This window comes from Paenibacillus sp. ACRSA (assembly GCF_022346845.1).
Taxonomy (GTDB): Bacteria; Bacillota; Bacilli; order Paenibacillales; family Paenibacillaceae; genus Paenibacillus.
Genome location: NZ_JAKRNP010000002.1, coordinates 302,643 through 327,150, shown reverse-complemented (window position 1 = coordinate 327,150; position 24,508 = coordinate 302,643). Strand labels below are relative to the sequence as shown.

The 24,508-nt window shown below is 43.6% G+C and carries 20 protein-coding genes; 15 read left to right on the top strand and 5 right to left on the bottom strand.

Annotation, left to right across the window (positions count from 1 at the left end; all coding sequences use genetic code 11):
- Positions 1-148 precede the first annotated feature (148 nt).
- Positions 149-2,170 (bottom strand): serine hydrolase domain-containing protein, encoded by a 2,022-nt coding sequence (locus tag MH215_RS06315; RefSeq protein WP_239289197.1) that lies wholly within the window; start codon positions 2,168-2,170, stop codon positions 149-151.
- A gap of 309 nt (positions 2,171-2,479) precedes the next feature.
- Complete coding sequence (locus MH215_RS06310) at positions 2,480-3,064, bottom strand: P-loop nucleotide/nucleoside kinase family protein (protein WP_239289195.1); 585 nt, start codon at positions 3,062-3,064, stop codon at positions 2,480-2,482.
- A 255-nt stretch (positions 3,065-3,319) separates the two neighbouring features.
- Between MH215_RS06310 and MH215_RS06305 the strand changes: the two genes are divergently transcribed.
- Both MH215_RS06305 and MH215_RS06300 read left to right on the top strand, forming a co-directional pair.
- Complete coding sequence (locus MH215_RS06305; protein ID WP_239289193.1) at positions 3,320-3,655, top strand: PadR family transcriptional regulator; 336 nt, start codon at positions 3,320-3,322, stop codon at positions 3,653-3,655.
- Positions 3,652-4,977, top strand: a complete 1,326-nt coding sequence (locus MH215_RS06300) for an FtsW/RodA/SpoVE family cell cycle protein (RefSeq protein WP_239289191.1) — start codon at positions 3,652-3,654, stop codon at positions 4,975-4,977. The genes MH215_RS06305 and MH215_RS06300 overlap by 4 nt, the downstream gene beginning before the upstream one ends.
- Positions 4,978-5,038: 61 nt before the next feature.
- Here MH215_RS06300 and MH215_RS06295 read toward each other — a convergent pair whose 3' ends face one another.
- A complete protein-coding gene (locus tag MH215_RS06295) occupies positions 5,039-6,853 on the bottom strand; it encodes an ABC transporter substrate-binding protein (protein ID WP_239289190.1) in 1,815 nt (604 codons plus the stop codon).
- A 111-nt stretch (positions 6,854-6,964) separates the two neighbouring features.
- On the opposite strand from MH215_RS06295, the gene MH215_RS06290 reads away from it, so the two are divergent.
- The 3 genes from MH215_RS06290 to yidC all read left to right on the top strand — a co-directional run bounded on the left by MH215_RS06290 (position 6,965) and on the right by yidC (position 9,862).
- Positions 6,965-8,587, top strand: a complete 1,623-nt coding sequence (locus MH215_RS06290; RefSeq protein ID WP_239289189.1) for a DUF4153 domain-containing protein — start codon at positions 6,965-6,967, stop codon at positions 8,585-8,587.
- Positions 8,588-8,679: 92 nt separating this feature from the next.
- On the top strand, positions 8,680-9,072 hold the full coding sequence (locus tag MH215_RS06285) for a hypothetical protein (protein WP_239289188.1): 393 nt from the start codon (positions 8,680-8,682) through the stop codon (positions 9,070-9,072).
- Positions 8,969-9,862, top strand: a complete 894-nt coding sequence (yidC, locus tag MH215_RS06280) for a membrane protein insertase YidC (protein WP_239289187.1) — start codon at positions 8,969-8,971, stop codon at positions 9,860-9,862. The genes MH215_RS06285 and yidC overlap by 104 nt, the downstream gene beginning before the upstream one ends.
- Before the next feature lie 67 nt (positions 9,863-9,929).
- Here yidC and MH215_RS06275 read toward each other — a convergent pair whose 3' ends face one another.
- Positions 9,930-11,051, bottom strand: a complete 1,122-nt coding sequence (locus MH215_RS06275; protein WP_239289186.1) for a helix-turn-helix transcriptional regulator — start codon at positions 11,049-11,051, stop codon at positions 9,930-9,932.
- Positions 11,052-11,332: 281 nt separating this feature from the next.
- On the opposite strand from MH215_RS06275, the gene MH215_RS06270 reads away from it, so the two are divergent.
- The 10 genes from MH215_RS06270 (at position 11,333) to MH215_RS06225 (ending at position 23,113) form a co-directional block, all read left to right on the top strand.
- The gene (locus MH215_RS06270; protein ID WP_239289185.1) at positions 11,333-12,046 is read left to right on the top strand and encodes a class I SAM-dependent methyltransferase; all 714 of its coding nucleotides are present in this window, start codon (positions 11,333-11,335) and stop codon (positions 12,044-12,046) included.
- Positions 12,030-13,127 (top strand): saccharopine dehydrogenase family protein, encoded by a 1,098-nt coding sequence (locus MH215_RS06265; RefSeq protein ID WP_239289184.1) that lies wholly within the window; start codon positions 12,030-12,032, stop codon positions 13,125-13,127. Before MH215_RS06270 ends, MH215_RS06265 begins: the two co-directional genes overlap by 17 nt.
- A gap of 77 nt (positions 13,128-13,204) precedes the next feature.
- Entirely contained in the window at positions 13,205-13,498 is a 294-nt protein-coding gene (locus MH215_RS06260) for a hypothetical protein (RefSeq protein ID WP_056692285.1), read from the top strand.
- A gap of 154 nt (positions 13,499-13,652) precedes the next feature.
- Positions 13,653-14,945, top strand: coding sequence for an amidohydrolase (locus MH215_RS06255; RefSeq protein ID WP_239289182.1), 1,293 nt, complete (start codon positions 13,653-13,655; stop codon positions 14,943-14,945).
- 224 nt (positions 14,946-15,169) lie between these two features.
- A complete protein-coding gene (locus MH215_RS06250; RefSeq protein WP_239289181.1) occupies positions 15,170-16,552 on the top strand; it encodes an Ig-like domain-containing protein in 1,383 nt (460 codons plus the stop codon).
- Positions 16,553-16,602: 50 nt separating this feature from the next.
- Positions 16,603-18,567, top strand: coding sequence for an S-layer homology domain-containing protein (locus MH215_RS06245; protein WP_239289180.1), 1,965 nt, complete (start codon positions 16,603-16,605; stop codon positions 18,565-18,567).
- Positions 18,568-18,992: 425 nt separating this feature from the next.
- Positions 18,993-20,828 carry a UbiD family decarboxylase gene (locus tag MH215_RS06240; RefSeq protein ID WP_239289179.1) on the top strand — a complete coding sequence of 612 codons (1,836 nt, stop codon included), beginning with the start codon at positions 18,993-18,995 and terminating at the stop codon, positions 20,826-20,828.
- 292 nt (positions 20,829-21,120) lie between these two features.
- Positions 21,121-22,209 carry an HD-GYP domain-containing protein gene (locus MH215_RS06235; RefSeq protein WP_145048497.1) on the top strand — a complete coding sequence of 363 codons (1,089 nt, stop codon included), beginning with the start codon at positions 21,121-21,123 and terminating at the stop codon, positions 22,207-22,209.
- Between the two features lie 204 nt (positions 22,210-22,413).
- Positions 22,414-22,935: an SRPBCC family protein gene (locus tag MH215_RS06230; protein ID WP_239289178.1), complete on the top strand. Its 522-nt coding sequence runs from the start codon at positions 22,414-22,416 to the stop codon at positions 22,933-22,935.
- A gap of 13 nt (positions 22,936-22,948) precedes the next feature.
- Positions 22,949-23,113, top strand: coding sequence for a hypothetical protein (locus MH215_RS06225; protein ID WP_239289177.1), 165 nt, complete (start codon positions 22,949-22,951; stop codon positions 23,111-23,113).
- Between the two features lie 25 nt (positions 23,114-23,138).
- Here the strand turns inward: MH215_RS06225 and MH215_RS06220 are convergent, their stop codons facing one another.
- Complete coding sequence (locus MH215_RS06220) at positions 23,139-24,362, bottom strand: MFS transporter (RefSeq protein ID WP_239289176.1); 1,224 nt, start codon at positions 24,360-24,362, stop codon at positions 23,139-23,141.
- Positions 24,363-24,508 lie beyond the last annotated feature (146 nt).

Here is a 24,508-nt window from a genome sequence, read left to right as displayed (position 1 = left end):
CACTTTATGCCTTATGAATCTATGTAATGAAGAGGTTGGGCTCATTGAGAGAAATCATCCGTTCTTATAATGTAGATAGGTTATTGATAGAATATATGAAAAAAGCAAGCCATGCTGCAATGGCAAGGCTTGCGATTGATCACGCTCTTTAATGTAGCAGAGTCCCTAGCATTTTGTACATCAAAACCGAGGATTCCTGTTTCAACATGGGCTGTTTTGCTTTGTAATCGACAGCACCGCTGCTCGATATCTTTACTTCGGGCCCATACAGACCAAGAGCGACAACGAATTGAATGCCCTCCGCTGCCCATGCATCATGTGAACCAATAAGGTTAGCCTGCTGGGAGGGTGCTCCAAGTAGGAGAGATGCTGTCCTCCAGATCATTAGTGCGGCTTCCTGTCGGGTTATGGGTATATTGGGACGGAACAAACCATGGGGATCTCCTTGCACAATCCCAAGTTCAAGAGCCGTTTGAATATAGGCGGCATAAGGGCTTGTTGCTGTATCTTGTAGTTTCGGAGTCTGAGTGGATAACGTTATTCCTGTTATACCTACAATCTGTGCGACAAATTCTCCTCGGCTTATGGGTTTCGCAGGTTCAAAGAAAGCATGATCTTGTGAGTATAGACCAATCTGTGCCAAACGATAGATATAGGGAGCATATGGATGGTCTGTGGGAACGTCTTGATAATTCTGGGCTTCAGGTAGTTTCTCAGACCAGCTATCTGGTTTGTTATAGTAGAAATAGGCAATTTTGCCCGAAGTATCTTTCTTAAAACCTGCGAATGTGCCGTTCTCATCACGGAACAGCATGTCCTTCACAGGTGTTAGTATGTGTATGCCATAAGCATCGGTAACTTGTAACATGTTCTCTGTTGCTGAAATTTCATATAACCATGCTGGCAGTCGGATATCACGGTACAGCCCTTCATAAGAACGGAGTGTAGCTTCAGGTACGTTGTAATCGACATCATCGCTCTTGGTATTGGGATAATAATGATCCATAAATGCCTGGAAGAGCGCTTCTCTAAGATCAGGACCATCACTGTTGAATACGATGAATAATCCAGTGTGTTGGTCGGGGAGCAACCACATATTGGAATGGAAGCCAGTAAGGTCACCTGCTTTGCTCACAACCTGATGTCCGTGATTATACTGTGAGTAAGTGGATTCGAAACCATAACCCGTACCTGGTATATCAGGGTGTATAGACACATCCAGGTATTGCATGGCCTGTACAGAAGATGGTTTAAGTATTTGTGACCCTTGGTAAGAACCTTGGTTAAGCTGAGCAAGCATGAAATGTGCTATGTCTCGTCCCGTTGTAATTAATCCGCCTTCAGGTGAACTACTGGGTACATTAGGGTACTGAGACAATTCTTTCCCTTCGGCATCATAAGGAATAGCGAGTTTTTTTAACATTTCCGAAGTAAGAGTGAAACTACTATTGGACATTCCGATCGGATCGAAAATATGCTGCTGTACATAAGTCTCAAACGGAATACCAGATAGCTTTTGAACGATGTATCCTTGAAGGGTGTAAGCGTAATTGTCGTAACGGAACACTTCTCCGGGACTTCGAACAATTGCCGGTTTATTATCCTTTACAAATTGTTCAAGCGGATAAGAGTCGTTCGGTTCGCTAACCGAAGTTATGGGATCGGTGTAATCAAACCCGCTCGTATGGGTCATTAGATGTTTCAGCGTCAACGGAGTCTTTGTGTTGTTGGTAATGTTAAGATCATCTGTATATGCGCTTATATCTCGATTGAGATCTATCTTACCTCCTTCAACTAATTGCATGATGGCGGTTGCGGTGAATGTTTTAGAGATGGAAGCTACTCGAAACAGGGTTGAGTTGGCATCGACAGGAGTGTTTTTTTCTACATTGGAATAACCGTAACCTTTATTAAGAACAACCTGATTGTTGTGAACTACGGTGACGACAGCACCTTTTAGTACGGACTGTACTTCAGGTTTCTCCATAAAATTATCCATAAATGCTTCGGTTTCTTGGGAATTCGAGGGGCCATTCAGTGATCCGTGTTCTGCTGATACATGTGCCAATGGTGTTAAGCTCATGGACACAACCAGCATCAAATGAACGACTTTTCGTTTCCACATGGTATTACATTTAGAACCTTGGTTAGTTACAAAAATAGATTTCATGAAATACTCCTTTGAGTTGAGATGTGGTTAAGCTCAATAATATTCAGCCTACATTTGTAATCTATCACTTAGACACAATGAGCGATTCCGTAGTAAGCGTGAAATATTGAGGTGCTTCCGCAATCCTTTTGCGTGCTTCCGCAAAGTAATAGTTGAAATCGTATGATGCAAAAAAAAGGATAGGGTCAACACGAGCATCTTAGCTCGGCGAACCTATCCCTTTATTTTTTGTTTTGCTGCGTGAAAAGAAGAATCAGAAATACAGGAAGAGAAGAATCAGAGTAAGACCATCCGCATAAGGTACGGGCATTACTCGTATATGTGTTGTTCGAGTTTTGCAAAAGCAATCCCTGGATCATCCGCCGAGTTGTCAATATACGTCACGGATTTAGCGGGAAGTGGCCAGGCCACTTGTTTTCGGGCGAGGGAGGCTACAAAGGCATCCCAGTTGGCGAGTTTCCAATCATCTAACGGAGACTGCCTTGCCATAATTCGTTCACGGTATAATGCTTCGTCCTTCAAATAAATGTAAGCTACACGCACATCAGTATCCTGAAGTGAACGACCGATCTTGGCAAGTTCCTGTTCGATCCAATCAGGTGTATCGGTTTCTTTGGTGAAGGGACCCACAACAACGCTGTCGATACCCAGTTGCACATTATCGAGCACAGCATCCATCGTAATACGATACCCAAGATCCCTGCAGAGCCGCTTGTACTCAGGTGAGTCACGATCGGAAGGGTCAAGCCCTTGCAGTGTCATAATAGCTTCAGCGGCAGGGCGAAGCAGAATATCCATATCGAAGAAAGCGGCTTTATATTTACGAGACAGGGTTTTGGCAAGGGTTGTCTTACCACTCCCAGCCCCACCTAAGAAGAAAATGAGTTTACTCACAGACGTTAGCCCTCCTTGTAATCAACGATATATGTAGTTAAAAGTTAGTGATAATGTTTGTCTCATTCGTAACGAAGACACCGTTACTGCAAACATATAGATTATTTTATCATAAAAGATGAAGTTAAAAGGATAGACAATAAAGGAAGGATTAGGTAATATAATACCTAGATTATCTATGCATAGATTTCCGATGTATATCATTTGGAGCTTATTTAAGAGGTGTGAATCTAGTTGGAAAGGAGGTAGAACGTATTGCATGTTAATAAACAAATGATTAAAGGAAGCACTGAAACGTTGATTTTGACATTACTTCAGGAAAAGCCGCTATATGGGTATGAGCTAATTAAGGAGCTTCACCGTCAGTCGGAAGGTGTGTTCAATCTGAAAGAGGGAACATTATATCCTATTTTGCATGCGATGGAGATTGAACGTTGGGTTGAGTCGTATTGGATGGAGGTAGAGGGCAGAAAACGTAAATATTACTCTATTCGGGATGAGGGGATTCAAGCACTGAAGAATAAGAAAGAAGAGTGGCGTCTATTCCGCCGTGCTGTGGATCAAGTTCTTGGAGAGGGGGGACTAACATGAAGGAGCCTAATCGTGATGTAGAGCATTACTTGGATGAGATATGCAGTCAAGTTAAAGCACGTGAAGTACATAAAGATTTGCGTGATGAGTTAGGTAATCATATGGAGGAAATGATGCTCGACAGAGAGCAAAAGGGGTTCAGCCGTAGCGAGGCAGCCGCATATGCAATTGAGCAGATGGGTAATCCAGAGGTAGTAGGCAAACGACTGCATCGACTGCACCGTCAACGAATACACTGGGGGTTACTGACAGGGCTTTTAACTATGGCGTTGATTAGTTTATTAACAATGTGGATCTATACGACGAATGTTCTACAAGAGACTTATCAGTTCTTGTACGTTAGTCATATTGTCCGTACCGTCATATGTTTACTAGTTTTAGGCGTTTTTATCTGGTTTGATTATCGGAAATGGAGAAAGCTTGCTTGGCCAATCTACATCTTGTTAAATTTAATGATGTTAATGAGTGCAATTTATCCATTGATGGAAGGCCAGAACCGTTTCTTTAAAGTTCCCGGTTTCGCTTTTGATCTGAGTAGCGCTGCTTTATGGATATTACCGCTTGCCATAGGTGCAATTATGTTGGACAAGTTGCGTTCCGAAATTAAAATAAGATTTTTACTAACCTATATTGGGCTTGTGTTGCTCCCAGCAGTGCTGTTCTTCCAACTAGTTGATTGGGTGAGATTGGTACTATTTGTAGTTGTTATGGTCCTATTATTTGCGTATTTTACGAAAAAATGGCTTTACACTACCGTGACAGTTATTTTTACTGCAATCCCAATTTCTATTTTAATGTTAGCCAATGATAACTACCATCGCTTAGAGAAAATATGGATTGTATTTGATCTCCAAGATGATCCTTATGGCATGGGATATTACAATCGCTCGATTATTGACATTGTTCAGTCAGCAGGATGGTGGGGCAACGGATTGGAGTCTACATTCACTGCATTTGGAATTAGTTACCTTGATTATCCGCTAGTCATGCTTATCGATGTATTTGGTTGGTCAGCGGGTGTCGTATTCGTCCTAGGCATCGTCTGGTTTATCGCTCACATGATTACAATGATTCCTAGCATACGAGATGAATTTGGTCGCATGATGATAGTGGTGATTACCATGATATTTGGAATACAGATGTTCTATTCCGTTGTAATGACCACAGGCTACGTGCCTATCGTAAGTGTGATCTTTCCTTTTCTTAGTCACGGTAGTCATCTGACCTTTGAATACGCGGTGCTGGGGTTAGTTCTTGGCATATACCGTCGCAAAGATATGATTTCAATCCGAAATGAGAAGGTTGCTGGATCACAAGGCTGAGACCAGTATGCAATGATGCCCTGTATGTGCTCGGTCTGGAGTGACGGAGGCATTAACTACCTCAAGACTTTACTATGACTTCATCTACACTTGTAGGAAACCAGATATGACGTAGGTTCACCCAGCCCTGGCTATTGAAGGATACACCACGAACAGATGGTAGATAGGCTGTTTCTATCGGTTTTTCAGTTAAATGCATGAGGAGAGACTGCTCCTGTAAGAATTGTTCGATCTGATCTAAGCGTAACGTTCGATCTGTGCGGTGTCTCGAAGAAATCACGCGGGTCAGCATACTCTGCACCGTTTCCTTGCTTCGTTCGTCCAGGTGTTCAGATAAAGTGATGTACAGATCGTATCTGCGCAATTCCACATCTCGATCTCGAATCAGAGAGAATAGAATGATATCGGATTGGAGCCGCAAATCACCCTTGAATTGTTCCATTGTTCCGGTGCGAATCGTACAGGTATATCCGTGACGCTCCAGAGCCTTCGCTAATCGGGCTGCATCTTCACGATATTGTGCGATGGTTGCGATCTGGAGCGTTTTTGGGTTGATGGGCGTAGTTCTATCTAGTGAGTCATTAGTATGCTCTCGATTGGTTGATACATGCTCTGAATCATGTGAAGAGGTTGCGACAGTGGCTTCTTTGAAATGTGAATGATCCTCGCTTGCAACACATGCTTGCACATGAGCTCTAATCGTCGGATCGCTGAGCGGTCCGATTTTTTGCGTATTACAGGTAATTAATTTGCGAACCGTCACACCAGCGCTAAGTTGGCTCCAGTCTGCTCCTGTAGAGGGTAAAGGGTTATGGACAAGATGGAAGAAAGGTGACTCCATTGCCGTATGGTCGTTCCAATTCACAGGTGCGCTCCATGGAATTTGCAAAATCTCTACCTGATCTAACTGAGCTCTACCTTGAAAATAAGCCGGATGTGCATCAAGTCTACACAGATGCTCGTCCCACACACTAACCTTGAACGGACCAGTTCCCACAGGTTTCAATGGCGGATAAGGTTCTTCCAGAACTACTGAATCGGATGAGTCAGACAGGGGGTGTAGCCGTGGAGATACAATGGATGCCCGGCTGGTTGTGAGAAAATCGATAAACATCTCATGCGGTTTGGTGAGCCGGAAGCATACCGTTAACGAATCCCATGCTTCGATCGACAAGATATGTCTACTCACATCCTTGTATAAATTCCTCCGCTTCGTAGATTGTAATCTCTCAAATGTATAGACCACATCCTCAGCAGTGAGATACTGACCATCATGGAAGCTCACGCCTTTACGCAAATAAAAAATCCAAGTCATACGATCCTCACTTACATCCCAAGTGTGCGCCAAACAAGGTTTAATCTCTCCCACTTCATTGCGTTGAACCAATCCATCAAATACATGACTGGTAATGAAAGATTCAGCTAACAGATTAATATACATAGGGTCAAGGGCATGGATCTGTTGTCTAATGGGCAGTCGTAAGGTATCAATTCGTTCATTATGTATTCCTTCTTCGGTATGATGTCCGGAATAACCGAGCAACCACTGGTTTAGATGATGCTGCATCGTGACCGAGCTGGAGAATGCACCAATGTGCTCTGCCGCCTGCTGAAGTTCACGACGATTCATGGCTTGCATCATATATTCTGCCGCAATTTTCTCAGCGGGGATGAGCAGGGCAAGCGTGGATCTTCGCCCACGTCCACGCTGGGACACCCAATGGATCCAGTGGAGTCCGGACATTTTTTTGACAATGGTTAATGTGTTTCGATGTGTGCAATCCAGCAATTCTCCAAGTTCAGCGAGTGTAACCTCATGTTCAGACAAGAGACCAAATTGTTCATGTAACAGCAGATATTGTTGATGTAATTTCAATGTAATTCATTCCCTTCCTAAAATAAGAACTTTTCCGATTCGATATTTCTATTTATCTTCTTATTTTATCATCTAGAATGAAACGTAGAAAGTTTAATGGAGGTAATTCCCATGATTAAGAAAATATTGGATTCACCCAATCGTGCGTTAATTACGCTATGTTCTGCGTTGGTATTGGCTATTGTGCATCAGTATCTATTCTTTGACAAAGGGGTAGGTGTATCTTATCCACTGTTTGTTGTGCTTTTCTATGGTTATATGTTTGTATTTGCGAGAGATCGAGTAAAGGCATTTGCTTGGGTAGATCTGTTCATCGCCAGTGTGGTACTGCTGTTAGCTCTAACATTTGCGTTGTTCGATAATAAACTGTTTCATGCGCTTAATTTCCTAACTGTACCGGGATTAATTATCTTACATATGGCTTATCTGATTGGCCGGAAGCAGACACAATGGTGGAAAATCAGTTTAATTGGTTTAGCTGTGGATCATCTGCTGCCTCAGTCTATACGCCATTGGCCGACCATCGGAAGAACTCTGATGAAAAAAGGTGGACGCAAGCTGGCTAGCAAGCAGAAAGTTGTTGTTACCAAAGTAATCATTGGTTTAATCGTATCGCTGCCCATCCTGATTGTTGTAGTGGGGTTGTTAACCTCTGCCGATGGCATCTTTGATCAGTATTTATCAGGTATACCCGAATGGTTCGGGCAACTAACATTAACACCTGGATTACCAAGAATCATCTGGATTATTATATTAAGTGTATTTTTGTTTAGCTACGTATGGGGATTTGTGCAACCGATGGAGTATGAGTCGGAGAAGCGGGAGAATGCTCATTGGAAAAATCTGTCCTTAGCGCTTCCGCTCTCGCAGCGTGATGAAGATGATGTAGAGAGCTCGGATTCGGTCATGGTAAGCCCATCCTATGAAGGCACAACACCAAATTCGAATCATTCGAAACCTCACCTCGTGGAACCGTTACGGCTAGATCCAATCATTATTGGAACCGTGTTATTCGTTATCAACAGTGTATATTTGTTATTTGTTTTTGTTCAATTCTCTTATCTCTTCGGGGCAGGCGTGGGTAATTTGCCTTCAGAATTGTCGTATGCGGAGTATGCCCGAAGTGGATTCATTGAACTCGTTCTGGTGACAGGCATTAACTTCTTCATTCTCATTATTGCACTGCAATTTACACGATCAGGCGGCAAAATAAGCATCATTGTACATCAGGTATTGCTGACGTTGTTGATCGTGTGTTCTGCTGTCATGCTGTATTCGGCCTTCATGCGACTAAATCTCTATGAAGAGGCGTATGGATATACGTACATCCGATTCCTTGTGCATGCATTTATGATCTTTCTCGCACTCTTGTTGATGATCGCGGGTTTACGTATTCGGTACACGACGATTCCTCTAATCCGCTGTTATATCGTACTAGCACTCACAGCGTACGTGGTGATGAACTACGTCGGGATGGATAATCAGATTGCAGAACGTAACATCGAGCGATATCACCAATCGGGTCAGATTGATGTAGATTATTTGGCTAATCTATCAGCAGATGCGGTTCCACGATTAAAGCAATTTGCTGATGAGAGTTACCCGGAGCTTCACGAGCTGCTGCTGTTGAACCAATCACAGTATTTATTAGAAAAGAATGACCGCTCATGGTCTTCGTTTAACGTATCGAGAACCATCGCGTCACGTGAACTAGCAGAGCTTCGGAAACAGTAAAATAAGGGAACGCTCTTTGCCGATCCAGTACATGCAAATTCAATATGTAAGTGTTATAATATAAAAATAAACCTATAAAGGGGGTGAATCCCTTGTTTGAATTACATGAGTTATTACCTTACATTTTCTCCATTGGGCTCATCTTCACAGTAAGTTATGCATATATTGCACATCTACACTGTGGCATGACTGAGTATTGGATTGGAGATCGAGCTGGTGGTGGACTAGATCCCATTCTTCCGGCACTTTCTCTGCATAGCCAATACAGAAGAGAAGATCTAAGTCGCATGGTCAGACGAAGAGAAGCGCCAGATGAAGATGAACCGGATTGTGTGTCCTCGTTGATTGAACGTCGTACAAATCAACGAGGAGGATATATATATGGATCAACAATCAAACAAGGGATTCACTTTTACATCGGGCAGGGGACGGACGTTTGGGCTGATTGCGATTTTGTTCGCAGTTATGTTATTGGCCGGATGTAGTAACAATGTATCGGAGATTAATTCGACGACACCGGGATTCTTTAATCACTATATCGTGTTCCCGCTGTCTTACCTGATTCAGCACATCGCAACGATCTTTAATGGGAGCTATGGAGTTGCCATTATCGCGATTACACTGATCATTCGCTTAGCCTTATTGCCTCTGATGATGCGTCAAGCGAAGTCTCAACAAGGCACACGTGTTATTATGAACGCCATGAAGCCAGAGCTTGATGCGATTAAGAAGAAGTATGAGGGCAAGAATGATGCGACGGATCGTCAGAAGTTATCCCAGGAGACGATGGAGTTATACAAGAAGCACAAGTTCAATCCACTGAATATTGGCTGTCTGCCACTTCTGATTCAGTTGCCGATTCTGTCAGGGATATACACTGCAATTCGGCTCACGCCGGAACTGTCGTCACATTCCTTCTTGTGGTTTAAGCTTGGTGCACCAGACTATGTACTTGCTGTTGTTGTGGCGGTCATTTATCTCATTCAAGCGAAGGTATCTCAAGCGAATATGGCACCTGAACAGCGTAAGCAGTTCGCCATTATGGGTTACCTCTCTCCGGTGATGATGGCGTTCTTCTCCTTATCAGCACCTGCTGCAATGCCGCTGTATTGGACGATCGGTGGCTCATTCTTGGTATTACAAACGTTATTGTTCCGCAAACTGTACCCAGTTGAACATCCGCAGGAGACACCCGTTGCTTCGGTGAAGAACGTTCATAACAAAAAGGGGAAAGCGACCAAAACCGTTAAACCTGCGAAACCAGCAAAATCATAATGATTGGGCATGAAACCTATGCTTGATGAGTAAGAAGCCTATCCCAAGAGCGGAGTAGGCTTCTTTTTTAATTCATTTGATTGTCGCTTAGATGAAAACGGGAAATGAAAAACCAGATTAGCTCACGGCGTGAATAGACACCTGTTTTCGCAAATATAGATTTTAGATGATCCTGTACGGTATACGCCGAGATGAACATCGCTGCAGCGATTTCTTTGGAGGAATAGCTGCGAAGAACATATCCGAGCAGTTCCCGTTCACGATGAGATAACCCATGACTGTCTGCGAGTAGGGGGAGTAAATCCTGTGGCATGGCTTGTTCTAAACGGATAGCAATCTGTCCAGAGCCGTCTAGTGTTCGCATACGAGTAGCATGAAGCACAAGATACCGACCATCTAACAGTTGGATACAAGCCTTGGACTGCGAGGTAAAGGCTGTACTGGGTTCGGAACCCGTATTCAGACTAGATGGACGCAGTAGGCGACTTAGTAGATGAGAACTGACAGCACGGACTGGACGGGGAATCACGTCATCTTCTAATTGCTCCAGCGCACGTAATTGTGTCAGCCAATGTTCGGCAGCTTCATTCAGTGACAACAATTTGAAACCATCCGATACAACCATAATCCCGGGTTCTTGAGGACTCCCGTTCAGGATCTCATCCATAAGACTCTGCTGAGTCTTACGCAGCATTCGTGCAAGAGAGCCTGTCCACTCCTGCAAAAGTACACGTTCCTCCTCCATAAATAGGCCAGTTTCCGTCCTACGATATAAGGTTAGGTATCCCCAGCAAGCACCATCACAGATCAAGACAGTACGTAGTTCATCACTGAATCCCGCTGGTTTCAAAATCGTTTCGTAGCGAGCACTACGTTCAGTTGTTTCATCTAAAGCGGCGCGAAGAATAGCTGTATGTTTGCCCAAACGAATCATATCCGCATATTTATGGAGGTCTTCTTCCGTATATTCATTCAAGAAAAGACGATCGTGTATGGCCTCAATGCCATCTTCCGTAACGGCACCTGTCGAGAGAAGGGTATGGGGATCAACCGTTGTGAAGCAATATGCATCATAAGTTATCCGAGTTTGGATATGTTGGAGAGCTGCCTCGCGGTAAGTACGAGAGGTCCAGGTTTCTTTTTCAAGATAGGTGATGGATTGCTCTTTCCGTCCGGTAGGTATGTTCATTCTTGTTGCTCCTTTCTCCTAAGAATCCCAATGTTCTGGGATAGGAGTGCGTGGATCATGCTTCTATAATGAAAGTATATCAGTTAACGCCATATTTAACACGGGAACGAAGAGAGCAGGATGAAGGGAAGAAGCTAAGCTAAGCTAAGGACTTCTCAAGTGAGAAGTCTGCTTCAAATGCATGCGTTTCTTCTAAACGTTTACTTCATAAAGCCATGTCAGAAGTAACGATCTTCCTCGTTTGTTAATTATAGATTCTCAACAAGGAGTGTAAAGCACATATGAGAGAGAACGATGATTCACAACGAATGAGCTGGGATACAGCGGACGAGAATCGTTACGAACAATCAATAGCGATGAAAATCCCAGGTTATGCGCACATGCATGACCTAATGGAAAGGCTGCTTGCTGCTTCGCTAATGAATCAACCACAAGCTAGATTGATCATTGTTGGGGCTGGCGGTGGGAAAGAGATCACACTGCTCGGAAATCGTCATCCTGAATGGTCTTTTACAGGTATAGATCTATCAGAACCCATGCTTCAACTTGCTGCAAGACGGGTCGCTGAATTGAAGTTGGAATCTAGAGTAGACCTTCGTATGACTTCCATTGAAGCGATGTTGGAAGAGGTGATGTACGATGGCGCTACCTGTATGCTAATGCTTCATTTTATTCAGGGTCTGGAAGCGAAAAAACGTTTACTGCATAGTCTTGCGGCTAAACTCAAGTCTGGAGCACCACTCGTCATTGCTGCCGTTAATGCCGACCTACATGCACCCGCCAATGCAACGATTATGAACGCTTGGCGAGAACATATGCTGCATGCCGGAATAACAGTGGATGAATGGGAACGATTCGCTGATTCCTTAGGTCAAGAGTCAGATCCTATATCATCTGAGGTGATGATTCAGTTGCTACAGGAATGCGGGTTTACCGATATTACACGATATTTCGGGTCGTTCTGGGTGGAGGGTTATTATGCAAGACGCATCTAAGGTTGAAACGGTTAAGGATCAAATCTGGGTAGTAGGTGGGTATGGACAGGTTGGGCAAATGATATGTACTCAGCTAGGGCAAGCTTTCCCTGGAAAGGTATGGGCTGTGGGTCCGAGGTTGAATCGGGCTGAGGAATTCAGTCGATCTACGAATGGAGCTGTCCTTCCGCTCCAGCTTGATGTAAGAAAGCATATCGATCCTGTGATGTTATCTACGGTTAAGCTTGTGGTGATGTGTGTAGATCAGATGCATACTCATTTTGTCGAAGCATGTGCGGAGGCAGGAACAGATTATATGGATATTACAGCGAAATACGATTTTTTGGCTCAAGTAGAACGATTACACGAACATATGCAGGCTAAACAAGCGACGGCGATGTTGAGTGTTGGGCTATCACCTGGAGTCACCAATCTACTCGTTCGTGAAGCTGTAGATGGCATGGATCAGACGGATGAAGTAAATATTACGGTGATGTTAGGTCTTGGTGAAAAACATGGAAAAGCAGCCGTGGAGTGGACGGTGGATCAGATGAATACGACATATCAGGTTACCCAGAAGGGAGAGTATGCGGAGGTAGATAGTTTTGACGATGGCAGATGGATTGATTTTGGAGAACAACTTGGACGCAGAAAAGCGTATCGATTTAATTTCTCTGACCAGCATGTCGTAGCTCGTACATTACAGATTCCAACGGTTTCTACCAGGCTGTGTCTGGACTCACGATGGATTACAAAAGCGATGTCACTTGCCAAACGTTTAGGGATATTCCGATTGTTGCGTATTTCTTCGATTCGTAATGCTACGGTTAAGGCATTTGGTCTGATTCCAGGCGGCGAAGAAATGTATGCTGTTAAGGTGGACGCAAAAGGATGGACGAGTGGAAAACCTATTGTAATGCAGCAGCTTATTGTTGGACAGCGCGAAGCGGATGTGACGGCAGCGGTTGCAGCAGCTACGGCGGAAAAGATGTATCAAGAGAAGCTTTCCCCCGGTGTATTTCATATCGAGCAGGCGCTCTCCATTCAGGATATACAGCGTGTGCTTCATACACCACTCCAGATTACAACGAGGATTAGTTAGTATATAGGCTGATTTTGCTCAACCCCTTCGACTTCTGTTATCATAACTTCAAGATGATGCGAGGACGGAGGGAGATCATGAGCACGATTGCTGTATTACCTTATTACAAAATACAGAGAGAATTGACAAGTCTCGCACAGGAAATCGTATCCAGTGACCGTTCGATGATCCTATACGAAGACAAGATTGTAACTCAGTATCGCGAGTTTAAGATTACAGAAGTGTTCGACATGTCCTTTCGCAGAATGGGGAATGAGGGTGGTTTCTTTTATCTGCATACAAGTACTGGGGTTTATCCATATATGGTCAAAATCGATCCCAAGCCCTTCATTCAGAAATTTCGGACAATAACATCTAAGCGCTTAACCTAAGAAAAATCTTATTGGCGTACTTTCACAAAAGACCGCAAAGTAAGGGGTCGTCGATGATTGCTCGTATCCCATTTCTTTCTTGACCTTCACGTTACGTTAAGGCTTATCCTCAGTTTGGAAGATCGAAACCAAACGAAGAGGAGCTGTGTATAGAATGAGTATATTGATTCAGCAAGCGATGATTATGACGATGAACGATAACGATGCCCCCTTTATGGGGGATATTCGTGTTGAAGGAGATCGGATTGTTGAGATTGCGAAGCATATCACCAGTCAACCGGGAGAAGAAGTGATTCGTGGAAAAGACATGCTAGCCATGCCTGGATTAATAAATGCGCATCAACATTCCCCAATGAGTTTATTGCGTGGTTTCTCGGATGATCTGAAGCTTATGGACTGGTTAGATCGCAAAATGCTGCCTGCAGAAGCGAATATGACTCCTGAAGATATTTACTGGGGCGCGCAGTTATCCCATGCTGAGATGATTAGATCAGGCACAACAACATATGCCGATATGTACGTACACATGAATGAGATCGCAGAGGCTGTGACGTTAACCGGGATTCGAGCTTCGTTAACACGAGGTATGGTGTTTATGGAGGATGATGGTGGACGCAGGTTGCAGGAAGCCATTGATCTTGTACAGCGTTGGTCGGGTAAGGCGGAAGGGCGAATTACAACCATGTACGGACCACACTCCCCTTATACCTGTGCACCAGAACCGCTACGGGATGTGATCGCCATGGCGGTGAAGGAAGATGTCCCCATCCATATTCATCTGGCAGAGACGAGAGAAGAAGTGATCAAGATCCAGGAGAGATATGGGATGACCCCAACCGAATATCTTGAGAATCTAGGAATGTTCGAGCAGGCACATCTGCTGTTAGCTCACGCTATTCATTTGGATCAGCAAGATATCGGTAGGTTAAAGGGCATGCGTGGAGGGGTATCCCATAACCCGGTAAGTAATCTGAAGCTCGGCTGTGGCATTGCCCCTATTACCGAGATGATGGCACAAGGAATTCAAGTTGGACTTGGCACGGATGGGGCAGGTAGTGCAACAACGGTCGATATGTTCGAGGAGATCAAGGCAGCAACCTGGTTGCAAAAACTCGATTACGGTGATCCTACGCGTTTACCAGCACAAAAGGTGCTGCAGATGGCTACCCGTGGGAGTGCAGAATTGTTAAATCTTGAAGAGCAGGTGGGAGTATTGGAAGTAGGACGTAAAGCGGATATCATTTTGATAGATCTGTTAAAACCACATCTGCAGCCTGTCCATAATCTGGAGTCTCTCGTAGCCTACAGTGTGAACGGTGCAGATGTAGATACAACCATTGTGAACGGTAAAATCTTGATGAAGGGCAGACAGCTGCTTACGATTGATGAAGAAATACTATTTCACGAGGCTCGTACACGCGTTAAACGGATTGTTGAAGGAATCTAAAAGATCTGCTGAAAAAATATATTTATATAAATTTATTGGGAATAAAAACCTTTTATAGCATCTGAATTATAAATTATGCGTTACGAACTGAATGTTCGTGGCGCTTTTTGTCGTTATTACTTGGAAAATGAAGAAATTTGATGTTCAGAATTGGTCCAGAATTGCTCTCTATACTGAGCATATAGTTGTTCAAATTTGAAGGTTAATCAAGGAGGAACATGAACGTGAAGGGGAAAACAGACAAAAAACAACTTGCTCCGTTGATGAGAAAAAGCATGTTAACTGCGCTCGGCTTGAGCATTGCTTTACCGGTAGGTGCATCACTTCCTCAGGCTAATGCTGATGCTGGTGGGAACGGAATTATTATTTCTCAACCGGTTCTAAACGATGATATTAGCTGGCTTAATACATCATCTAAAGCTTTAAATAATACGGACTATATCATGAACCATGTTCCTATCAACGTACTTAATGATGAAGTTATTTCTATTGATCTGTCTAGCCATTTTCCAGACAATTCTTTTAGCAACATAAGTGTTTCTACCGAAGACTCACATGTAGCAAGAGTGTTTGAATCCTCTGGTAATTTAATTGTGGAGCCTCTACAAGATGGTGAAATTACAATTTCACTAAGTGCAAATTATATTGATTCTGAAGAGAAAGTAACGGATCAAATTAAACTGTACATCAGTAAAAAAGGTGATGCCAACTATGATGGCAAGGTTAACTCAACCGATGCAACTCAGATTCTCTCTCACATCCGTAATGAGATATTCAGACGTTCGTATAACCAAGTGGAATTGAATCGGATGGATGTTAATCGAGACGGAAAAGTGAAATTAGACGATGTACATGCGTTGATGCAAGGTTACACCAAGAAAGAGCTTGGTGCTAAGGATAACCACTATGTCCTTACATTCCAGCAGGTCGAAGATGGACCATTTGCGCTTGATGCTAAACTTTCAGGTGATCTGAAAGTAGGAAGCACAGTAACTGGGAACTACGAATATTGGGATTTAGAAAATAGTGATGCTGTAGAGTCTCATACAGAGTTTCAATGGTACTGGACGGATGATCAGGGAGTAGAACATGCGATTGCTGAAGCCGCATCAAGAGAGTATCTGATTCGACCAGAAGATGAAGGCAGACAACTTTCATTAAAAATTACGCCTAGATCAAATTATGGTGGAGAAGGGAAACCTGTGACCGTAAAAGCGTCTACTACGGTAAGTAAGACGGAGTCAAGCGTCAAAGTGCAAAGTTTATCGCCTGCAAATGGGACGGAAAACGTGAGTACCTTTGGAATGATAGAAATTACTTATGACAAGATGATTCATACTCATCAACCTTTTATTGGATTTGTGATTAAAGATGCAACTACAGGTGATGTAGTAGCAAGCTATAACTCGACCGAAGAGTATGTAATAAATGGTGAAAAGTTAATTGTTTTCCTAAAGGATTTGGAGCCTTATACAAGATATTCAGTTGAAATTCCCGCAGATTTCCTATACTTTGACAACGGAGATGGTTCACTTGTTGAAGGGCCGAGTATCGGAACTGGATCAGGTAAGGAACCTTGGACATTTACAACGTGGTCACCAATCTAAGCAGAGTATATATTCTTTTCAATTTATAAAATTATCACGGAGGTTATCACATGATTCAACCGAGTAAGAAGCGTGTAAAAGTCAAAAAAACGATGTCTGGCTTGATTGCTCTCTCACTTCTTTCATCGCTCGCAATACCGAGTAGCGTAGGAGCGGCACCATCGGAGTCGTTTAAAGTTCAGATTGATAATGTTAGTGTACAAGCAGGTCAGACGGTTCATGTTCCGGTAACCCTGAAAAAACCAGAACGTAATAAGGTAACCAGTTACAATATGCAGGTGGACTACGATTCAACAGCTTTGGAGATTGTTCGAATTACCCCGAAATATGGCAATAATGAATTTCCTGGCTGTGTAGAGGATACGGAAGGTTGCTTCCAGTATTTTTATGATAATCAATCCGGTTTTGTAAGAATTATCTGGGCAGATTTTACGGCTGGAGATCACAATATTTCATCTGAACAGCAACTATTTGATATCGAATTTAAAGCTAAAGCCAATGCAACATCGGGAATCAAACAACTTAATATAAAAGATGATTCCGAGCACTGGAACTTTACCAATTCGATCTACGAACAACCAGCTGAATGGTCCGGCGGAGCGATTACGGTTACAGGTGGAGGTTCATCTGGTGGTGGTAATTCGGGCACGCCTACACCAACGAACCCATCTACACCACCTACATCTTCTACAGGTGGAACACCATCTACAAGTACAACATCGCCGGCAATTACGACGACTCCTACAACGCCTGCAGTAACCAAAGGTGTAGATATTTATGTTAATGGACAAAAACAAGAACAGTCGGCAACGGCTTCCACATCGACTATTGGCAATCAGATAACGACTACTGTAAAGGTGGATAATGAGAAGGTTATTACTCAAATCGGCAGTGGACTAAGATCGGTCATGCTCCCAATTACTGGCACAGGTGCTGACAAAGTAGTTGGTGAACTGAATGGTAAACTGGTGAAGGCGATGGATGGAAAAGATGCAGAGCTTATTCTCCAAACGGATTTTGGTACTTATACACTTCCGGCGAACCAGCTGCAAATCGATCGACTTGCGTCTGAACTGGGAGCGGGCTCTTCGCTAGAAAATATCGTAATTCAGCTGACGGTTTCCAAAAGCTCTGACACAACCAAAGCCACTGTGGAAGCTGCTGCAGCCAAACAAAGTAACACTAGCATCGTTGGTTCACCTATCGATTTTGAAGTTAGGGCAACTGTAGGTGAGAAGCAAGTTCAAGTGAATCAGTTCGATACGTATGTTGAACGTACCATTACTTTACCGGATGATATTGATCCTACCAAAATCACGACAGGTGTGGTGCTTCTATCTGACGGAAGTGTGCTTCATGTACCTACCAAAGTAAGCAATACAGACGGTCACTACTCAGCTGTTATTAACAGTCTGACCAATAGCACATACGCATTAGTGTATCATCAGGCGACATTTGATGATATCGCATCACATTGGAGTCGTAACGATGTGGAGGATCTTGCTTCCCGTATGATTATCCAAGGTACAAACGAAGGCACTTTTGCGCCAGATCGCAGCATTACACGAGCAGAGTTCACGGCAGTTCTTCTGCGTAGTCTTGGGTTGCATACTCCAAAGGGAACAGGAGCAATTGCATTCTCCGATGTTTCAGAGAGTAGTTGGTATGCAGATGAAGTTCAGACGGCAGTTTCCTATGGTCTAGTGAACGGTTATTCAGATGATAGCTTCCGTCCAAGTGGTGTTATTACACGTGCAGAAGCATTAACGATCATATCTCGTGCCATGAATCTAGTGGAATTGGAGCAAGCTTCCTCATCTGAGACGGCTGCTCTGTTGAATTCCTATACCGATGGAAATAACGTACAGACGTGGGCTGCAGATCCGGTGGCATCTGCCATTAAACAAGGTTTGGTAGAAGGCAGTGACGGCAAATTAATGGCGAATTCATCCATTAGTCGTTCTCAAACCGTAGCTATTGTCAAACGCCTATTGAGCAAGGCAGGGCTTATTTAAGTAAAAGAGTATGCTTAATATACTTGATAGAATTTAAAGAGAGTGCTCGTCCCGATAGGGGCGAGGCTTTTTTTGTTCCGATGTAGTAAAGGGTCACAGTTACACCGTTGCCCAATCATATTGCGTTTGTCGAAGCAGCAGGACATCTGATAATATAGAGTAGTTGAATCCGATTCACAACTCTAATGAATTATTTGTATGTAAAGAGATAGATAGAATCATTCCGATTAATATCAATCCCTGATTAAATCAAATATAGAAACTGATAAATGGTTTAATATGGAGAGCTTTGTAGTGAAGCTGCTCAAAGCACATCGTGCATTCAGGCTGTGCCAGGTACACGTCTGCTAATGTATGTGAATAGTTGAACATAACAATAATTATATAATCTTATCTCAGAATCTATTGAAGAATGGAGCCGTCCGATGAAATATCGCAATATGGAAGATTGTATTAACGATCTGGAACAGCATGGACATCTAATTCGTGTGAAGGAAGAGGTTGATCCGGATCTAGAGATGGCAGCGATTCATATGAAAGTGTTTGAAGCTCAAGGGCCTGCGTTGTTATTTGAACAGGTAAAAGGTTCTAAGTTCCGGGCACTTTCCAACCTTTTTGGCAACATGGAACGTAGTAAATTTCTATTCCGTGAGACGCTTGAAGGTGTGCAACGTGTCATGGAGGTACGGGGAGACCCGATGAAAGCTTTGAAAAGGCCTTTTGCCCATATGGGGACAGCTCTGGCTGCTTGGCAAGCGTTGCCTAAGCAAAAATCGATTAGCTTGCCGGTGTCTGCTCAGGAGATTCAAATCTCTGATTTGCCATTGATTAAGCATTGGCCGATGGATGGAGGCGCATTTGTTACGTTGCCGCAAGTCTATTCGGAAGATCCAGACAAACCGGGCATTATGAACTCCAACTTAGGGATGTACCGTGTACAGCTTAGTGGTAATGAGTATGACATGAACAAGGAGATCGGATTGCATTACCAGATTCATCGGGGAATCGGTGTGCATCAGGCGAAAGCGGTCAAAAAGGGAGAGCCACTGAAAGTCAGCATTTTCATCGGTGGACCACCTGCGCATACGTTATCTGCTGTAATGCCGCTGCCCGAAGGACTCAGTGAGATGACCTTTGCCGGACTGCTTGCCGGACGCCGTTTCCGGTATAGTTACAAGGATGGTTATTGCATCAGTAACGATGCGGATTTTGTCATTACAGGAGATATTTATCCTGGAGAAACGAAACCTGAGGGACCCTTCGGTGACCATCTTGGATACTACAGTCTCACACATGAGTTCCCACTAATGAGAGTGCACAAGGTGTATGCTAAACCGAATGCGATTTGGCCATTTACTGTCGTTGGTCGTCCACCGCAGGAGGATACGGCATTTGGTGACTTGATTCACGAAATAACAGGTGACGCAATCAAGCAGGAGATTCCAGGTGTTAAAGAAGTACATGCCGTCGATGCTGCGGGTGTACACCCGCTCTTGTTTGCCATTGGAAGTGAGCGCTATACACCGTACCAAGTGGTCAAACAACCCACAGAGCTACTGACCATCGCTAATCGCATTCTGGGTACAGGACAGCTTAGTTTAGCGAAGTATCTATTTATTACAGCTGAGGATCAACAACCGCTGAGCACCCATCGGGAGGTTGAATTCCTGACTTATATCTTAGAGCGGTTAAATCTGAAGAGAGATATCCATTTCTATACGAATACAACAATGGATACACTCGATTATTCGGGTACGGGCTTGAATAGCGGGAGCAAGGTTGTTTTTGCAGCTTATGGAGATCCAGTCAGAGAGTTATGCAAGGAAGTGCCTGAAACATTGAAGGGAATCCGTGGTTATGAAAATCCTCAACTGGTCATGCCGGGAATTGTATCCATTCAGACGTCGCCGTTCATCAGTTATGAAGATACTGTGAAGGAAATGGACGCTTTTACGACATTGCTGAAGGAGAAGGGGGACATGTCTTCGTGTCCAATGATTATTTTGTGCGACGATAGCACATTCATCAGCGAGAACCTCAGTAATTTCTTATGGGCAACATTTACTCGCAGTAATCCATCCCATGATATGTACGGGGTTAACAGCGGATATGAGAACAAACATTGGGGTTGTGACCAGATCATTATTGATGCACGTGTGAAGCCACATCAAGCTCCGCCACTCATTGCTGATCCAGCGGTAGAGAAAAGAATTGAACGCTTATTTGCCAAAGGTGGGAGCCTGGCTTCCATTAAGATCTAATCAACTTGATTGAACTCGATGAGCAGTCCATACACTTGATTTGGGCTGCTTCTCACATACATAAATGAAGGCGCTTAACATTATATAGCTAATTCGCGGTGAATTAGCATTTTTATCGTAATGCGCATGAGAATAAAGTCTTAGATATTCGTGTTTCCCGTTGTGATTAAGGTCATAAGAACTATGGATAAAATGGTCGAAAAACTCGATATAAAGAAGTAGAGGGATTTTTGGAACCCATGTTACGTGGGAGCCGTTGACTATAAATGAAACATTCAGGGGGAATACCGAGTTGAGAATCCATATTATGAACCTGCAAGACGGGGATCGTCTGACTGCTGACACGTTTAGCGATGCAGGATTACACGTTTTGGGTCAAGGGACTGTACTAAAAAGTGAGGATATTACCTTACTGATGCAGCACCGTGTGGACTATGTGGATATCGAACCACGCGAGGAAGAAATTACAGAAGCTGAATTTTTTGCAGCCGCTGCGGTACATTCGACTAGAATGAATGGAGATATACCTCCCGAAGAAGAAATGAAATCGCAATTTGTGCAAACCGTACATAATTATCAATCTGCTTTTCTTGAGGCACTCACTGTGGGAAAATTTAACGCCACGATGGTAGACGATGCGCTACAGCCAATGGTTGAAGGTTTGGATGAGCAAAAGGACGTTGTTCACTTGCTGATGATGCTGGAGCGGGACGATGTAAATAACTACACACATTCCATACAAGTTGGATTGTTGTCCTTCTATATGGCTACCTGGTTGGGATATTCCCCGAAGGAATGTTACCAAATTAGCCGCGGGGGATACCTGCACGATATCGGAAAATGCAAAGTATCTCATCGCATCCGGAATAAGACGGAGCCTTTAACACCAGATGAGCAGTTAGAGTACCAGCGCCACACCATCTATGGGCATGACATTATTAAGAGCTCCATGAGAGATGAGGCTACAGCCCTTGTTGCACTCCAGCATCATGAACGTGAAGATGGCTCAGGATATCCAATGCAGATCAAGAAAGACGAGATACACCCATATACCCAAATCGTCTCCGTGGCGGATGTTTACATCAGTATGAGATCTGGGGATTTCGGAAGTAGTAATCCTAACTTGATCAACAATCTGCGCGATATTTATTCCATGGGCTTCGGTAAATTGAATGAAAAGCCAGTTCAGGCGTTAATGCAGCATTTACTGCCTAACTTTATTGGTAAACAAGTGTTGCTTAGCAATGGAGAGAAGGGGGTTATTGTTATGAATAATCCATCTGATATCTTCAAGCCATTGATTAAAGTGGAATCAGAGCAGTACCGCGACCTGTCCAAGGAACGTAGTCTCTCGATCGACGACTTAATTATTAACAGCTAGTTTCAGCAAATTAGGAATGATAGATAAGAAGTTGAAAGAGTCTCCTGTACAACCGGGAGGCTTTTTTTGGCATCATATATCATCTAATACATTGTTCTTCCAACCGAGGAACGGTATACTTTCCCTGAACCCTATGATTCTATCAACGAAGTTCATCCTGATTCAGCGTAGTATTACTGTGAACATCCAAAAGGGGAGATCTACTTGATTCAAGTTGTTACGGAGATAACCATTGACGCTCCAATTGAACGATGCTTCGATGCTGCTCGTGACATTGATTTACATACGCAGACCGTATGGGGACATACCCGTGAACAAGCAGTTTCGGGGGTGACTACAGGTCTTATTGGGGATGGAGATACGGTAACTTTCGAAGCGACACATTTAGGAGTACGTCAGAGATTGACCTCTGAGATTGCAGAGTATGAGCGTCCCTATCGTTTTGTTGACCAGATGCTGAACGGTGCTTTCAAAAGTATGCGTCATGAACACAGCTTCACCCAGCTGGGTAATCACACTACACGTATGACCGATACGCTTAAATTTGAGGCGCCTCTTGGTGTTCTGGGTTGGATTGCTGAACGAATTGTATTGAAACGATATATGACGGCATTCTTAGAGAGTCGAAATCAGAAGTTGAAGATGATTGTGGAGTCAGGTTATGTCAGACCTGTCTATAATGACAATAGTCAAAATGTGAATATACGGACAAATAAAAATAACTAAGGAGCGATCTCTTATGGAAAATGGATATTTTGTCGGCTGGGGAACACTTGCCTTAATTAATGCTGGACTTGCACAGGGGAAAAACAGAAGTGGTCTAAATTGGTTTCTGCTTTCCCTGTTGCTTGGCCCAGTGGCAACACTATTTCTAGTTTTATCGAGTAAACTAGATGCCGAGTAGTCAGTCAAGATAAAGCGTATTGCTTTTATCCATGAGCGGCTTGCCTTGTTGCGAAACGGTCCCAGATCCAAAATACGAGAGCAGCGGCGCTCACCCCTGCACCTAACCAGCATACACCGATCCAGCCTGTTAAGGCGTACATCTGTGTAGAAGCGATGGAACCGACGGCACTTCCAATGGAATAAAAGATCATATACGCAGCGGTTAAACGGCTCTGTGCCTCAGGATGTACTGCATAGATTAGACTTTGGTTCGTTACGTGTACAGCTTGCACAGATAGATCAAGAAGAATAACACCTACGATCAGATATCCTAGTGATTGATGGATATAGCTAATAGGCAGCCAAGATACAAGCAATAGGAGTAGCGAAATTCCAGTGGTCTTTTGTCCAAGACCTTGGTCTGCGAGCTTACCAGCTCGTGTAGCTGCAAGTGCACCGGCTACACCCGCCAGCCCGAATGCGCCAATCGCCGTGTGAGAAAGGTTGAACGGTGAATCGCTTAGAGGCAAAACCATGGAAGTCCACAATATACTAAAGGCTGTGAAAACAAGCATGGCTAACACTCCGCGTACACGCAAGATGCGCATGTCACGATACAATTGAAGGACAGACAACAGCAACGTGCTATAGCGAAGTTTCGCTTTGTTGGTTTGCTGTCTGGGCATGATCAGGCTCATAGCAACCACTCCCAGCGAGGTTAAACTGGCAGAGACGAGATAGACCGATCGCCACCCGAGCCAATCGTTTAACACCCCGGCAACTGTTCGAGCCAACAAAATACCAATAACAATGCCGCTCGTAACCAAACCTACAATGTACCCGCGCTCCGAAGGGGCGGCAAGGGAAGCCGCAGAGGCAACGAGAGTTTGTGTAACGACAGCCAGCAGGCCAACGATGGCCATGCCAATAAATAAAAGAGAGCTTGACCCAGCTGTTCCAACAACAACTAAAGCGAGTATAGATAGGGACATTTGCACGATGATGAGTTTTCGTCGATTCAGAAGATCCCCTAAAGGTACCAGTAACAACAAACCTATGGCATAACAGATTTGCGTTACTGTTACTACAATGCCTATGGAAGAAGTCGTGATGTTAAACTCTTGAGCCATGGAATCGAGTAGAGGCTGAGCATAGTAGATGTTTGCGACCGCAAGACCGCTGCATAATGCAAATAATAAAGCGACCATTCGGGAGATACCGGGTTGTTTTTGTGAGGTAAGTTGTATCGTTTGAGCTGAGGTATTCATAGTAGACTCCTTTTCGAGATAATAAAGTATGTATTCAATATAATATACTGATCGGTACATAATATTTATGTAAAACATACTCCACATTTTAGAAGGAAGTCAATTGATTTATTATTTTACTATAAATTGAACTAGACAAAATGATA